Here is a 15,365-nt window from a genome sequence, read left to right on the forward strand (position 1 = left end):
TAGTTTGGACGTCTAGTCGGTCGATCGAGACCGCGCACGCACATCCTTGGGTGACATGCCATAAGCCCGGCGGAAGCGCGCATTGAACCAGGAGAGATCACCAAAGCCGCAATCCATCGCAATCTGGCTGATATTGCGGTTGGCGAAGCGTGCATCGCTCAGCATCCGATGGGCATGGGCCAGCCGTCTGGTCGCGACATAATCGCCAAAGGAGGTGCCTTCCCCTTCGAACAGGGCGCGCAAATAGCGCGGCGACAGACCGCTGCGCGCGGCAACCGACTGCGCTGAAAGATAGGGATGGACCAGATGCCGCTCGATGTCGGCCTTCACCTCCCTCAGGCGTGCCGCCCGAACACCGCGCCCTTGCGCGATTTCGGCAGCCTCACGCGTTGCTCCAAGCGCAATCAGCGCCAGATCCTGCACGTGGGTCGTATAGTGCACAATGTCTTCGGGCCAGAGATGGGCCATTTCCTGATGTAAGCCGTGGGCATAGGTAAAAAACAGTCGCCATTGCGGGGTCAGCGGCATGGCATTGCGCAGCATGGCTTCAAGGCCAGCGCCCGCGGCTGCGAGATGAACGCGCGGCACCGAGACATAGAAACCTTCGGTGGATTCCCCATGAAAGCGCAGCGTGCCCGCCACATCGCAGGGATCCGCATAGATCGTCCCGGGCTTCAGATCGACCCGCTCGCCGCCCTTCTGCTCTATGGAACAGCCACCGGACAGCGGAATATGGAACATCACATTGTCGCCACCCTCGGCGGCATGGGCCGCAGACCGCAAAGCGGTGGACGCAGAATGCTGGCCGTGGCCGATGATCAGGTCCTGCAATATGCCGATGGATGTCTCCGACTGGAAGGACACCGGATCATCGGGCAGAAAATCGACCTTCGTGATGTTTGACACAACATCCCGGAATTCCTCGACCCGGCAAGAAACATCATAGTCCTTCGAGCAAATGGAAATCGTCGGCATGGCGTATCCCCGGTAACTGCGGCCTTGCCTCCCACCGAGACATATCCGCACTTTCCCTCATACACCAAGGACACATCCGCCTCAATTGCAACTTTTCAATGAAGGCTGGAGCAGCTGTGTATTTGGCGGCAGCTGAAGTTCCATTTCAGAGGAACACACAGTTTCACCGCGCAATATCTAGGGCACTCGAACACAATGGTTACAGAGCCCGTTTATGCCCGATATGCGCCGGATCATTTGCGGGAAGAATCCAGCAGCCTTGAAATCGCCAGAATAGAACAAGGCCCATCCCCCCCCGGGGAGGACCGCAACCATTCTCAAAGTCGTGGAAATTATTGGTGGGCCCGGAGGGACTCGAACCCCCAACCAGACCGTTATGAGCGGTCGGCTCTAACCAATTGAGCTACAGGCCCTGAATTTCAGGTGCATCTGAACTATACTGAATTGGGCTTTCAGGCAAGCCCTCGTAGCGGTATCGGTGGATAGCCCTCAGCTTTGTAACCACCACTACCTGTGGCTGCCGAATGACCCGATCCAACTCCGGCCACAAAGCTCTGTAATGATCCTGATCGAGGAACTGAATTCCCGAACGAAAAGATCTGCTCGTGCCATTCTACACGCTGGACAGATAGAATTTTTGACAGACACTGCCACTGCGGAGAAAAACCGATGAAGAAAAGCCTGATCATATTGACCACCCTTCTTTCCCTGTCCGCACTGCCGGCTCTGGCCGATGGCGACAAGACCGGTGGGAGCGATCTGAAAAGCACGATCGCGGTAACGGGAACCGGTAGCCTGCGCGCCGCCCCCGACATGGCAATCCTGTCGGCAGGCGTTGAATCCATGGCCAAGAATGCCAAGGACGCGCTCGCGGACAACAATGCCAAGATGGCAGCCCTGATGGCCGAGCTGGAAAAGGCAGGCATCGAGAAGAAAGACATCCAGACCACAAACTTCAACATCCATCCGCAGCTGGTCTATCCGAACAGCGCCAGTGAAGCCCGTGCGCCGGAAGTCGTCGGTTATGTGGTCAGCAACCGGGCAACCGTCCGCATTCACGATCTGGGTTCGGTCGGCTCGGTCCTCACGGCACTGGTCAATGCCGGATCGAACGATATCTCCGGCTTGAGCTTCGACATCTCCAACAAAAAGGAGCTTTTGGATGAAGCCCGCAAGGCCGCTCTGGCCGACGCCCGACACAAGGCAGAACTCTACGCAACCGAGCTTGGCAGCAGCGTCGACAAGCTGCAGAGCCTGTCGGAGTCCGGTGGCTTCATCCCGCCGCAGCCGATGATGATGCGCGCCGCCAAACTGGAAGCCGTCGCCTCCGATGTCCCTGTCGCAGAGGGTGAGATGGAAGTCTCCATCACAGTCAACGCAAACTGGTTCCTGAAGGATAAGTAGGCCATAGAGTTGAAGGATCGCTTCAACGACCAGATTCACTTTCTGAACAACCGGACTCTCTACAGGAACTGTAACCGAGTGAAGCTGGACAGCAGCCCGACCCACCTTTGCGAAGGACAAAAAACAAAGCCCGAACAATCACTTGTCCGGGCTTTGTGATTCAATCTGACAGCGACTTGATTCTAGCTGTCAAGAAAGCTGCGAAGCTTGCGCGAGCGGCTCGGATGCTTGAGCTTGCGCAGGGCCTTGGCTTCGATCTGACGAATACGTTCACGGGTCACCGAGAACTGCTGACCGACTTCCTCAAGCGTGTGGTCGGTGTTCATGCCGATACCGAAGCGCATGCGCAGCACGCGTTCTTCACGCGGAGTGAGCGAAGCAAGAACGCGCGTTGTGGTCTCGCGAAGGTTGGCCTGAATGGCAGCATCGATTGGCAGAATGGCATTCTTGTCCTCGATGAAATCACCCAGATGGCTGTCTTCCTCGTCGCCGATCGGCGTTTCCAGAGAGATCGGCTCCTTGGCAATCTTCAGAACCTTGCGCACCTTTTCAAGCGGCATCTGCAACTTGTCGGAAAGCTCTTCCGGCGTCGGCTCACGGCCGATCTCGTGCAGCATCTGGCGCGAGGTACGAACGATCTTGTTGATCGTCTCGATCATGTGCACAGGGATTCGGATCGTCCGGGCCTGATCCGCGATCGAGCGGGTGATCGCCTGTCTGATCCACCATGTGGCATAGGTCGAGAACTTGTAGCCGCGCCGATATTCGAACTTGTCGACCGCCTTCATCAGACCAATGTTGCCTTCCTGAATGAGATCGAGGAACTGCAAACCGCGGTTGGTGTATTTCTTGGCAATCGAGATAACGAGACGCAGGTTGGCCTCAACCATTTCCTTCTTGGCCTGACGGGCTTCACGCTCGCCTTTCTGCACGGAGGAAACGATGCGGCGGAATTCGCTGATTTCAAGGCCGGTCTCGGTGGACAGCACCTGGATGTCTTCCCGCAGATCCTGAATCCGGTCGCCTTCGTGATGGACAAATTCCTTCCAGCCACGCGAAGGCAACTGGGCCACGCGTGCCATCCAGCTGGTGTCAAGCTCCTTGCCCTGATAGTTGTTCAGGAACTCGGTGCGGTTGACACCATAAGCCTCGGCCAGTCGCAGAAGACGCCCTTCACGGCCAACCAGCTGCTTGTTGATTTCATAGAGCTGCGAAACCAGTGCGTCGATACGGTTCTGGTTGAGCGACAGGCTCTTCACTTCAACGATGATGTCTTCCTTGAGTTTGTCGTAGCGGCGCTCATGGCTCGGCGACAGGGCCTTGTTGGCCATGCGCTGTTCAACCAGCTGATCCTGCAGACGACGCAGCTTCTTGTAGTCTTCGGCGATCTGGTCGAAAATGGCCAGAACCTTCGGCTTCAGCTCAGCTTCCATCGCAGCGAGCGAGAGGTTGTTTTCCAGATCATCCTCATCGTCCTCGTCGTCACCTTCGCCTTCACCCTCGCCTTCGCGTTCCTCGTCATCTTCATCATCGGACGAAGGCTTGCTGACAGCAGCAGGCGCCGGTTTGGCTGCAGCCGCCTCGGCAACCGGAGCGGCAGGTGCTGCACTGTCGTGCTCATCCTCGTCGCCTTCACTGTCATCATCGCTGTCGTCGTCTTCGTTGCCCGGTCCGGCATAGGTCGCTTCAAGGTCAATGATGTCGCGCAGCAGGATGTTGCCATCGAGCAGTTCGTCGCGCCAAATGATGATGGCCTGGAAGGTCAGCGGGCTTTCGCACAGCCCGGCGATCATGGCCTCGCGCCCGGCTTCGATGCGCTTGGCGATCGCAATTTCGCCTTCGCGAGACAACAGCTCGACGGATCCCATTTCGCGCAGATACATCCGCACAGGGTCATCGGTCCGATCAGTCGGCTCCTTGCTGGTCGAGGTCTTGGCAATCGCTGTCGAGGACTTGGCTTCCACAAGATCCGTCGACTCGCTTTCCGAATCCGTATCCGAATCGTTATCATCAGCCTCTTCAGCCTCGATGACATTGATCCCCATGTCGGAAAGCATGGACATCGTGTCTTCGATCTGTTCAGAGGAAACTTCTTCCGACGGCAAAACTTCGTTCAATTCATCATATGTGACGTAACCGCGTTTCTTTGCGGTCTTGATCATCTGCTTGACAGCAGTGTCCGTCATGTCCAACAGTGGCGCATCCGAGCTGGTGCTTTCGCTGTTGGTCTTGTCGTCGTTTTGCATTGCCTTTGTTGCCATTCCTGTCTCCAAAGACACCCCGGTGAGGTGGGCGTCTGCTCTGGCATCCACTCGTACGAACGGTTAGTCATGCAATTCTGCCGGTGCTCGCAGCAACCGCATGCTGTTCAGGATTCTAGTACATTCATATAGATGGGTTCGTTAAACGCCTCTTAACCCAAGCCTGTCCGGTGCAGTCACCACAGTCCCCTGCACATATATCCACAAAAACAGGCCGGTTAGACGGCAAAGTCCCCGGCTTCAGATCTCGTTCGATTATCCGCAGCAAAAATCATTTCGTCGCCAACTTGACATTTGGCGCATGGGGCTGCCGGACCTAGATATTTAGCGCAGCGATTCGATTCGGCAACCCCCCAGCGCAAGAAAAATTCCGATTTCTCGGATTTTCCGAATCATTTTTACGGTTTTTGACAAAAAAAGGCAGCCATCACCACCGCAACCGTCCGATTCGCCGATCGAATCAGCGATGAATGACCGCAAGATCAGGAATTTTCCGGATTCGGTTGCGCCAGTTGCTCCAGCACATCGGCCAGCGCCACCCGGTTGCCTGCGCTTTTCATCTGGTCGTAAAGTTCACTCAGTTCCTGCTCCTCGCGCAGGTTCTCTTCCCGGCGCCGGTGTACCTCGTTGGTCAGGGACTGGATCCGGGCAAACGCCCCCTCATCCACCCCGTGCGACAGGTTGGCCATCTCCCGCGCCAGATCCTTCTCGGTTTCCCGCACTTCCAGAACATTGAGATAGGACTGGAACAGCCGTTCAAGGAACAGACGGCTCGGCTGATAGACCAGCTGGTGCACACGCCGCCGCCCGGCAAGCCGCCAGCCCCACGGATGCAGGATCTTGCCCGTCTCGTCGCGCACCTCGACCCCATGCAGATCATCCAGCAGGTCCTTCAGATTCGCGGGACACTGGGAATAGATGTCCTGATAGGTGCGCGCCCGCTGATCGAAAATAATGTGCGAGAGCACATATTTGAAGGCCTCAAGACTTTCCTTCTGAAACGGCACGGAGAGAATCTGCTCGGCGAACTGCTCAAACAGATAAGGCATGTGGATCGACAGCCCGATGAGGCAATACTCATATTCCGTCGACTGCCCCTCTTCCGGTGCGCGGGAAATATTGCCCGACGCCTGCAGCGCACTCGATGGACCCGCCCCCTTGCCAGCCTTGGCACCGCCACCGGTGAAGAAGCGGTTGCGATTCTGGTCGCGCCGCTCCCTCTCCTGCTGCCAGAAGAAATTCGACAGCGCGGACTTGAAGCTCATCTGATACTGGCGCTGCACACGCTCATCCTTGATGAGCCGCACCAGATCCTCGATCCGCTTTTCAAGCGCCGCCTTGCGTTCGGGTGTGTCGGCCGGTTGTGCTTCCAGCTCCCGCTCCCAGATCACGTCAAACAGGCTGTGCGCCTCGCCCAGCACGGCCCGGAAGGCATCGGAGCCCCCTTCGCGCACCAGATCATCCGGGTCCTTGCCATTGGGCAGAAACACGAACTGGAAGGAATAGCCGGCTTTCAGGTTGGGCAGAATGCGCTCGATGGAACGATGCGCGGCCTGGCGTCCGGCCCGGTCGCCGTCAAAGCAGATGAAGGGCTCGTTGGAAAAGCGCCACATGCGGGCAATCTGCTGCTCCGTGAAGGCCGTGCCCAGCGAGGCAACCACATGGCGAACACCGGCCTGATAGAGCGCAATGGCGTCCATGTAGCCTTCCACCACGATCGCAGCCCCGGCCTCATAGGCCGCCTGCCGCGCTCGGTGGGCGTTGAACACCATGTTGCCCTTGAAGAACAGACGCGTTTCCGGCGAGTTGAGATATTTCGGCTTGCCCTCCTTGTCGAGAATACGGCCACCGAAAGCCACCACCCGCCCCCGTTCATCCTCGATCGGGATCATCAGGCGATTGCGAAACCGGTCATAGGTCGGGCGGCCATCATCGGGCTTGATGATCAGGCCCGTTTCCAGCATGTCCTGTTCACTGACCCCATGCTCCAACAGATAGCTCTTGAGATGATCACGGCTGTTGGGCGAATAGCCGATCCGGAAAGTCCGGATCGTTTCCTCGCTCAGTCGTCGCCCCTCGGCATAGATCCGCGCTTCCCGCCCCAGATCGGAGCGGAACTGCAACTGGAAATATTTGGCTGCCATATCCATGACATCGTAGAGGCTGGCTCGTGCCTTCTCCTGACGCTGCACCTGGGGGTCGGGATCCGGCATGGGCACGCCTGCCTGATTGGCCAGCAGCTCCACAGCCTCGGGAAAGCTCAGCCCCTCGGTTTCCATCAAGAACTTGAAAATGTCGCCATGCTTGCCCGAAGAGAAGCAGTGATAGAACTGCTTCTGGTCATTGACGAAGAAACTGGGGGTCTTTTCCTTGTTGAAAGGTGACAGCCCGGCATATTCCCGCCCCTGACGACGCAGCTTGACCTTGCGTCCGACAACATCGGACACCGGAATGCGTTCTCTGATTTCTTCAAGCAGGCTTTGCGGAAATTTCATCGACAGAAACTCAAACTCGATCTTGTGGGCGTCGCCTTGTTTGCCTCCAACCCGGTCTGAAATCAAGACCCGGATGGCAGATGATATAGCGAGATGTCACAAAAGCAAATGACCTCTCACAGAGAGGCCATTGTACCATTGATCATAGTCTCATGCTGGCTGGCTCATGCTGGCTGGGCATGATGGAGGGCAGATCGGGCCGGAGGCCCTCTTCGCCCTCGTCCGGCAGGCGCTAGAGCAGCATGCTCTTGACGATGCAGCTTGCCTTGCCAAAATCCATCTGGCCGGGATAGGTGGCCTTGAGGTGGTTCATCACCTTGCCCATGTCCCGCAGGCCGTCGGCTTCGAGTTCCTCGACCGCCTTGGCGCAGGTTTCCGTCACTTCTTCCTCGTCCATCTGCTGGGGCAGGAACTCGCGAATGATATCGGCTTCTTCCCGCTCCTGCTGGGCAAGCTCGTGGCGACCGGCTTCGTCATAGATGCGGATGGATTCTTCGCGCTGTTTGATCATCTTGGCGAGAATCTGCAGCACCTCTTCTTCCGACACCCGTTCTCTGCCTTGTCCGCGAGCCTCAACGTCTCGGTCCTTGATAGCGGCTGTTACCAGACGCAGGGTCGCCATACGGCGTTTGTCCTGAGCCTTGATTGCCCCTGTCAGGCTTTCAGTAATCTGCTCACGCATAGTGTTGGCCTCTCATCTCTGTTGGCCTTCATCATCAGGAATCACATCTCGCTCTCGGCAAGAAAGCGATTTCCCAATGAGGAGCCAAGAGCATAATTCCTGTATTGTGGCAGAATTCTGCCACGAAATCGGCAGGTTTCAGCCAATTGAAACTGGCTTCGCCACCGAAAAGACTTAATGTTTGATACAGGGACTTTCAATATTAGGCAAGTCGGCATTGCACTTACGTCTGAGCCACACCCCTTCCGCCACGCCCTTGACACCTTCCAGAAACGACCGAGAAAGCAATGGAAATCCAAGCACATCGCCGGATTTCCGAACGGCGGCAGCAACACTCTGGATAAAGCTTAACAGATGTTTAAAAAATGCTATCCAAGCCCTCCTGACAGCCCTCACTCACCCCGGATGAGCCAGCCAGATTCGGGCCACCAAAGCCACGCGGCAAGGGTTTATGCGGATACATGACGAGCGTCAAAGCTCCGTGGCCAACAAGGAACACACAAAACAGCATTAAATGCTGAAAAATATCGCATATGAAAAATTTATTTTCGAATTATTTCACCCTCCCTCATTGACGCTCGCGCACTTTTGTCATAGATCATCACCTCTGAGAACACGCATTCCCCGTAACCATCCTTGCCAGTCGAGACTGAGCGCCTCCATGGCCTCAGCTGTCAGGATCGGGCACGGAGAACAGACAAACCGCATTTTCAGGACACCCACGGCATGGCTAACCCCGCTTCTTCACCGGCTGCAACGACACCGGCCCCTTGGGAAGACTTCAAACCGACCGCTCTCCTTGTTCTGGCAGATGGAACTGTCATTGAAGGTCAGGGCATCGGCGCGCCCGGTTCGGCCGTCGCAGAAGTCTGCTTCAACACCGCGATCACCGGCTACGAAGAAATCCTCACCGATCCGTCCTATGCAGGCCAGATCGTGACCTTCACCTTCCCGCACATCGGCAACGTTGGCACCAACGAGGAAGATGTCGAAACCATCGACCTCGATACCAATTCCGGCGTGCGCGGCGCAGTCATCAAGACCGACATCACCGAGCCGTCGAACTACCGCGCCACCCGCCATTTCGATGCCTGGCTGAAATCCCGCGGCATTGTCGGCATTGCCGGGGTTGATACCCGCGCGCTGACGGCCCTGATCCGCGAGAAGGGCCTTGCCAACGCCGTGATCGCCCATGCGCCGGACGGCAAGTTTGATGTCGAGGCCCTGAAAAAGGAAGCCGCAGGCTGGAATGGCCTTGTCGGCGCCGACCTTGCCAAGGACGTCACCACCGAAGCATCCTTCGAGTGGGATCAGACCCCGTGGGTCTGGAACGAAGGCTATGGCAAGCTCACCGAACCTGATTTCCACGTTGTCGCCATCGACTTCGGCATCAAGCGCAACATTTTGCGTCTGCTCGCCGAACAGGGTTGCAAGCTGACGGTGCTGCCTGCAACGGCAACGGGCGAAGACATTCTGGCGCTGAAGCCGGACGGGGTTTTCCTGTCCAACGGTCCGGGCGATCCGGCTGCAACCGGCGTCTATTCCGTCGATGCCATCAAGGCCGTCATTGCTGCAGGCATCCCGCTGTTCGGCATCTGCCTTGGTCACCAGATGTTGGCTCTGGCCCTCGGCGGCAAGACCACCAAGATGCATCAGGGTCATCATGGCGCCAACCACCCGGTTCAGGACAAGACCACCGGCAAGGTGGAAATCACATCCATGAACCACGGCTTCGCAGTGGATGGTGACAGCCTGCCGGAAGGCATCGAGGAAACCCACGTTTCCCTGTTCGACGGCTCCAACTGCGGCCTCGCAGTCAAGGGCAAGCCGATCTTCTCGGTCCAGTTCCACCCGGAAGCCTCTCCGGGGCCGAAGGACAGCCACTATCTTTTCACCCGCTTCACCAACCTGATGCGCGCTGAAAAGGGCATGGACCTGGTCGCCGAATAGGCCCGCCAGGCCATACGGCCGCCAATCCGGTCAAAGACAAAAAACCCGCGACGACACCTGTCTCGCGGGTTTTCTCATTTCAACAACCAGAAATCAGGGATTGGCGACCGAAAAGGTATCGCAAGCCCCGACACTGCCACTTTCATAGCCCTTGGCGAACCACCGTTTACGCTGAGCCGAGGTGCCGTGGTTGAAGCTGTCGGGCACAACATAGCCCTGCGTCCGTTTCTGCAAGGCATCATCCCCGATCTGCGTCGCGGCATTGAGGGCCTCATCGAGGTCGCCATTGTCGAGCAGCCCCTTCTGGTTGGTATAGTGCCCCCAGACCCCGGCATAGCAATCGGCCTGAAGCTCCACCCGGATCGACATCTTGTTGGCCTCGACTTCACTCATCGAACGACGCATTTCGTTGAATTTGGGCAGAATGCCGGTGACATTCTGAATGTGATGGCCAACCTCATGGGCGATGACATAGGCCTGCGCGAAATCCCCCGGCGCCTCGAAGCGGGTCTTCAGCTCCTGATAGAAGCTCAGATCGATATAGACCTTCTGGTCGCCTGGACAGTAGAAGGGGCCCGTTGCGGCAGATGCCGCCCCGCAGGCCGAGCGGATCTGGTTGGAAAACAGCACCAGCTTCGGCTGCGGATAGGTCTGCCCGGCCTTCTGGAAGATCGTTCCCCAGACATCTTCCGTCTCGGCCAGCACGACCTTGACGAAGGAGGCCATTTCCTCTTCGGCAGCACTGCGCTGGGGCGATGCCTGTTGCGAGGTCTGGGTCTGCCGGGTGTAGTTATCGCCGCCCCCGAGCAGCAGGGACAGAATGGTCGACGGGCTGACACCCATCATCCAGAGCACGCCACCAATCACCACCAGAACGATCAGGCTTGGTCGCCCGCCGCCGCGACCGATCGGCAGCCGCACCCCGGACCGCGAAAACCCGCCTCCGGATTGTCCCCGTCGATCCTCGACATTATCGCTCTCTCTTCGTCCGCGCCACTGCATGGGTCTCTCCACTCTCAACCGACAGGATCAGGCTCTGGTCATGGCCTTACCAGACCCACAATGAACCGGAGGTGAAAGACTTTGCAACGACAAACTGTCGTGATGCCGCCTGTGAAACCCCCTGTCACAACTTGGCGCATGCAACGACACAAGATAACCGGCAAAAAAGAAGAGGCCCGTCCTGCGACGAGCCTCTTCATTGGGAGACATAATTCTTAATTGGAGGCATAGAGGCTGTTCACACCAAGCCCCCGCATTCACCAAAGTTCACATAGACGAGCGTCTATTTGAACAGGCGTGCAAGAAAGCAGCGAAACTGAGCGAATTTGTGAACGTCACACCGGCGACGAACGCCCAGTGTTTCGCGACTTACCATAAGATCAACCAACATTGGGATACTCCGTTCATGGGACCATTAATGGGATCGTTAAAGAATCCCGGTTTTCATCGCACCCTTATGCATGATCCACCATTGACCTATCCTTCAAGGTAGGCTTTAAATAGACCCAACCAAACTGCACTCAGTGCGCTTACACGATAAAATATGCGCACTATGTGCACAATTGTCAACAGGGAAGCGCACATTTTGCGCAAATAGATAGAAGCCGTGCCAAAATCTGAAGAAAAACAAGGCCGTGAGCCCCGTGACCATATGTCGGCCGACCAGTTTCGCGCCTGGCGACGCAGCATGGGCCTCAAACAGAAAGACGCAGCCGACTTGCTGGGCCTGAAGAAGCGCATGATCCAGTATTACGAAAAGGGCAATCGGGACGGCAAGGCAGTTTCGATCCCGAAATCCGTGCGTCTGGCCTGCTATGCGTTGACGATTGGCATTTCCGATTTTGACGGCAAGGTCTTCAGCAAATACGATCCGTCCAAATACAAGGAAGAGGAGAAGCCGGAGCTCCCCGAAGAGCTGCTGCCCGAGGCCGAGGAGCCTAACTCTGCCGAGGAAGAATCTGTCTGAGTCCGGGCTCTGAAGAAAGAGCCCTGACAGGCCTGAAAGCGATACGTATTTTCCCCAAACACCCATCAAAAAGCCCCAATCTCGACAATAAATTGGCTTTCCTTTACCTCAAGCCAAACAATCATCCAAAAAAGTGCAGGTTAGAGACAAAAAAACGTCCCTTGCCTATGGCAATGTGAGCAATATTTCGCTATAGCGATCCAAATCTCATCTGCACACCCCGACCAGCAACGGCCAGGCTCCTCTTAAGAAAAGGGTGAGCGGTGCCTCGACGTGAGCGCGAAGAACGATGCCAAAGCGGACAGACATAAAATCCATCCTCATTATCGGTGCCGGACCTATCATCATCGGTCAGGCTTGCGAATTTGACTATTCCGGAACGCAGGCCTGCAAGGCCCTCCGAGAAGAAGGCTACCGCATTATTCTGGTCAACTCGAACCCGGCCACGATCATGACCGATCCGGACATGGCTGATGCGACCTACATCGAGCCGATCACACCGGAAATCGTTGCCAAGATCATCGAGAAGGAACGCCCGGATGCCCTTCTGCCCACCATGGGCGGACAGACGGCTCTGAACTGCGCGCTGTCGCTGCGCAAGATGGGGGTCCTCGACAAGTATAATGTGGAAATGATCGGCGCTACCGCCGAGGCCATCGACAAGGCTGAAGACCGCGAACTCTTCAAGGAAGCCATGACGAAAATCGGCCTCGATACGCCAGTGTCCCGCTTGGCCCATGACATTCCCGAAGCCCTTGCAGCGCTGGAAGTGGTCGGACTGCCGGCCATCATTCGTCCGTCCTTCACCATGGGCGGCACCGGTGGCGGCGTCGCCTACAACAGGGAAGAATATCTCGATATCATCGAAACCGGCCTCGACGCCTCTCCCACCACCGAAGTGCTGGTTGAAGAGAGCATCATCGGCTGGAAGGAATTCGAGATGGAGGTCGTTCGCGACAAGAACGACAACTGCATCATCATCTGCTCGATCGAAAACCTTGATCCGATGGGCGTGCATACCGGCGACTCGATCACCATCGCGCCAGCTTTGACGCTGACCGACAAGGAATATCAGATCATGCGCGACGCCTCGCTGGCGGTTCTGCGCGAGATCGGCGTCGAAACCGGCGGTTCCAACGTGCAGTTCTCGATCAACCCGGCCAACGGCCGCCTGATCGTCATCGAAATGAACCCGCGCGTTTCCCGCTCCTCGGCCCTTGCCTCCAAGGCCACCGGCTTCCCGATCGCCAAGGTCGCTGCCAAGCTGGCCGTCGGCTACACGCTCGATGAGCTGGCCAACGACATCACCGGCGGCGCAACACCGGCATCCTTCGAACCGTCCATCGACTATGTGGTCACCAAGGTGCCGCGCTTTGCCTTCGAGAAATTCCCGGGCGCAGAGCCCTATCTGACCACCGCCATGAAGTCGGTTGGCGAGGTCATGGCCATTGGCCGTACCTTCCAGGAATCGCTGCAGAAAGCCCTGCGTGGCCTCGAAACCGGCCTCACCGGGCTCAACGAGGTTGAAATAGAAGGGCTTGGACAGGGCGACGACAAGAACGCCATCCGTGCCGCCCTTGCCAAGGCAACTCCGGACCGTCTGCTCAAGATCGCCCAGGCCATCCGCCTTGGCGTCAGCCATGACCAGATCTTCGAAACCTGCAAATACGACCGCTGGTTCCTTGAACAGTTGCAAGGCATCATCGACATGGAAGAGCGCGTCCGCGCGCATGGCTTGCCGCAGGATGCGCACAACCTGCGGAAACTGAAGAGCATGGGCTTCTCCGACGCTCGCCTTGCCGAGCTGTCAGGCACCACCGCCAAGAAGGTCGCCCAGCACCGCAACGCCCTCTCCGTGCGCCCTGCCTACAAGCGCATCGACACCTGCGCGGCCGAGTTCGCCTCGCCAACCGCCTACATGTATTCCACCTACGAGCTGCCGTTCAATGGCACCGTAGCCTGCGAAGCCAACCCGTCGGATCGCAAGAAAGTCGCCATTCTGGGCGGTGGCCCGAACCGGATCGGTCAGGGCATCGAGTTCGACTATTGCTGCTGTCATGCCTGCTTTGCCATGAGCGAAGCCGGGTATGAGACCATCATGATCAACTGCAACCCGGAAACCGTCTCGACTGACTACGACACTTCCGACCGCCTCTATTTCGAGCCGCTGACCGCCGAGGACGTGATCGAGATCCTGCGCAAGGAGCAGGAAAACGGCGAACTCGTTGGCGTGATCGTGCAGTTTGGCGGCCAGACGCCGCTGAAACTGGCTCAGGCCCTGCAGAATGCCGACATTCCGATCCTTGGCACCTCTCCGGATGCCATCGACCTGGCCGAAGACCGCGACCGTTTCCAGAAGCTGCTGCACAAGCTCGACCTGATGCAGCCGCGCAACGGCATTGCCTATTCCATCGAACAGGCCCGCATCGTTGCCGACCAGATCGGCTTCCCGGTTGTCGTCCGCCCGTCCTACGTGCTGGGTGGCCGCGCCATGGAAATTGTCCGCACGCCTGAAGCTTTCGAGAAATACATCCAGATGACGCTGGCCGAGCTGGTGCCGCCGGATGTGCGCCTGAAATATCCGAACGACAAGACCGGCCAGATCAACGCGGTTCTGGCCCAAAACGCGCTGCTGTTTGACAGTTATCTGTCCGGCGCCATCGAAGTGGACGTCGACTGCTTGTGTGACGGCACCAACGTCGAAATCGCCGGTATCATGGAGCATATCGAGGAGGCGGGCATTCACTCCGGTGACTCCGCCTGTTCTCTGCCACCTTATTCGCTGTCCCGGGAAATCCAGGAAGAGCTTGCCCGCCAGACCAAGGAAATGGCTCTGGCCCTCAATGTGGTCGGCCTGATGAACGTCCAGTTCGCCGTCAAGGAAGGTGACATCTATGTCATCGAGGTGAACCCGCGCGCATCCCGTACCGTTCCGTTTGTCGCCAAGACCATCGGCAAGCCGATCGCCAGCATCGCATCCCGTGTGATGACCGGCGAGCCGCTGACCGACTTCGACATCGAGCACGAAAACCTCGGCCACATCGCCGTCAAGGAGGCCGTCTTCCCGTTCGCCCGCTTCCCGGGTGTCGACACGATCCTCGGACCGGAAATGCGCTCCACCGGCGAAGTCATGGGCCTCGACAAGGAGTTCCCGATTGCCTTTGCCAAGTCACAGCTTGGCGGTGGCACCAAGGTCCCGAGCGAAGGCACCGCCTTCATTTCCGTCAAGGATGATGACAAACCTGTCATTCTGCCAGCGGTTCGCCGCCTCAAGAATGTCGGCTTCCGCATCATCGCGACCGGTGGCACCCAGCGCTATCTGGCCGAAAACGGAATTGAGTGCGAAAAAATAAATAAAATGCTTGAGGGTCGGCCTCATATCGTTGATGCTCTAAAGAATGGCGAAGTGCACCTTGTGTTCAACACCACAAAGGGCGCCAAGGCAATTTCCGACAGCCGGGATTTGCGCCGCGCAGCACTTTTGCATAAGGTACCCTATTATACGACTGTTGCAGGTGCCCTAGCGGCTGCGCAAGGGATCGAGGCTTATAAAAAGGGAGATATTGAAGTCCGACCTTTGCAGGACTATTTCTCCTCGTAAGTGAGACAGATCTCACGTCAGTTATTCA

Annotated in this window: 9 protein-coding genes and 1 tRNA gene; 4 read left to right on the top strand and 6 right to left on the bottom strand. The window is 57.4% G+C overall.

Features of this window, described 5'->3' with window-relative positions:
• Positions 1-12: 12 nt before the first annotated feature.
• Complete coding sequence (locus DSL70_RS22600; protein ID WP_245418202.1) at positions 13-975, bottom strand: helix-turn-helix transcriptional regulator; 963 nt, start codon at positions 973-975, stop codon at positions 13-15.
• 336 nt (positions 976-1,311) lie between these two features.
• Positions 1,312-1,388: transfer RNA gene (locus tag DSL70_RS12565), tRNA-Ile, on the bottom strand.
• 256 nt (positions 1,389-1,644) lie between these two features.
• Between DSL70_RS12565 and DSL70_RS12570 the strand changes: the two genes are divergently transcribed.
• Complete coding sequence (locus tag DSL70_RS12570; RefSeq protein WP_119308257.1) at positions 1,645-2,379, top strand: SIMPL domain-containing protein; 735 nt, start codon at positions 1,645-1,647, stop codon at positions 2,377-2,379.
• Between the two features lie 182 nt (positions 2,380-2,561).
• Here the strand turns inward: DSL70_RS12570 and rpoD are convergent, their stop codons facing one another.
• From rpoD to DSL70_RS12585, 3 genes are all read right to left on the bottom strand, one after another.
• On the bottom strand, positions 2,562-4,640 hold the full coding sequence (gene rpoD / locus DSL70_RS12575; RefSeq protein ID WP_119308258.1) for an RNA polymerase sigma factor RpoD: 2,079 nt from the start codon (positions 4,638-4,640) through the stop codon (positions 2,562-2,564).
• Positions 4,641-5,122: 482 nt separating this feature from the next.
• Positions 5,123-7,135, bottom strand: coding sequence for a DNA primase (gene dnaG, locus DSL70_RS12580; protein ID WP_162916656.1), 2,013 nt, complete (start codon positions 7,133-7,135; stop codon positions 5,123-5,125).
• A 232-nt stretch (positions 7,136-7,367) separates the two neighbouring features.
• Entirely contained in the window at positions 7,368-7,817 is a 450-nt protein-coding gene (locus DSL70_RS12585; RefSeq protein ID WP_119308260.1) for a GatB/YqeY domain-containing protein, read from the bottom strand.
• Between the two features lie 726 nt (positions 7,818-8,543).
• Between DSL70_RS12585 and carA the strand changes: the two genes are divergently transcribed.
• Positions 8,544-9,767, top strand: coding sequence for a glutamine-hydrolyzing carbamoyl-phosphate synthase small subunit (gene carA / locus DSL70_RS12590; protein ID WP_119308261.1), 1,224 nt, complete (start codon positions 8,544-8,546; stop codon positions 9,765-9,767).
• Positions 9,768-9,860: 93 nt separating this feature from the next.
• Here carA and ypfJ read toward each other — a convergent pair whose 3' ends face one another.
• Positions 9,861-10,769: a KPN_02809 family neutral zinc metallopeptidase gene (ypfJ, locus tag DSL70_RS12595; RefSeq protein ID WP_119308262.1), complete on the bottom strand. Its 909-nt coding sequence runs from the start codon at positions 10,767-10,769 to the stop codon at positions 9,861-9,863.
• Positions 10,770-11,376: 607 nt separating this feature from the next.
• On the opposite strand from ypfJ, the gene DSL70_RS12600 reads away from it, so the two are divergent.
• A complete protein-coding gene (locus DSL70_RS12600; protein WP_245418203.1) occupies positions 11,377-11,736 on the top strand; it encodes a helix-turn-helix domain-containing protein in 360 nt (119 codons plus the stop codon).
• A gap of 289 nt (positions 11,737-12,025) precedes the next feature.
• Positions 12,026-15,337 (top strand): carbamoyl-phosphate synthase large subunit, encoded by a 3,312-nt coding sequence (gene carB, locus DSL70_RS12605; RefSeq protein ID WP_119308264.1) that lies wholly within the window; start codon positions 12,026-12,028, stop codon positions 15,335-15,337.
• Positions 15,338-15,365: the final 28 nt, after the last annotated feature.

The organism is Cohaesibacter haloalkalitolerans, assembly GCF_003574655.1.
Classification (GTDB): domain Bacteria; phylum Pseudomonadota; class Alphaproteobacteria; order Rhizobiales; family Cohaesibacteraceae; genus Cohaesibacter; species Cohaesibacter haloalkalitolerans.

Coding starts and splice junctions, on each gene's coding strand:
- rpoD (WP_119308258.1), bottom strand. CDS start 4,640: ATGGCAACAAAGGCAATGCAAAACGACGACAAGACCAACAGCGAAAGC.
- DSL70_RS12585 (WP_119308260.1), bottom strand. CDS start 7,817: ATGCGTGAGCAGATTACTGAAAGCCTGACAGGGGCAATCAAGGCTCAG.
- ypfJ (WP_119308262.1), bottom strand. CDS start 10,769: ATGCAGTGGCGCGGACGAAGAGAGAGCGATAATGTCGAGGATCGACGG.
- carA (WP_119308261.1), top strand. CDS start 8,544: ATGGCTAACCCCGCTTCTTCACCGGCTGCAACGACACCGGCCCCTTGG.
- DSL70_RS22600 (WP_245418202.1), bottom strand. CDS start 975: ATGCCGACGATTTCCATTTGCTCGAAGGACTATGATGTTTCTTGCCGG.
- dnaG (WP_162916656.1), bottom strand. CDS start 7,135: ATGAAATTTCCGCAAAGCCTGCTTGAAGAAATCAGAGAACGCATTCCG.
- carB (WP_119308264.1), top strand. CDS start 12,026: ATGCCAAAGCGGACAGACATAAAATCCATCCTCATTATCGGTGCCGGA.
- DSL70_RS12570 (WP_119308257.1), top strand. CDS start 1,645: ATGAAGAAAAGCCTGATCATATTGACCACCCTTCTTTCCCTGTCCGCA.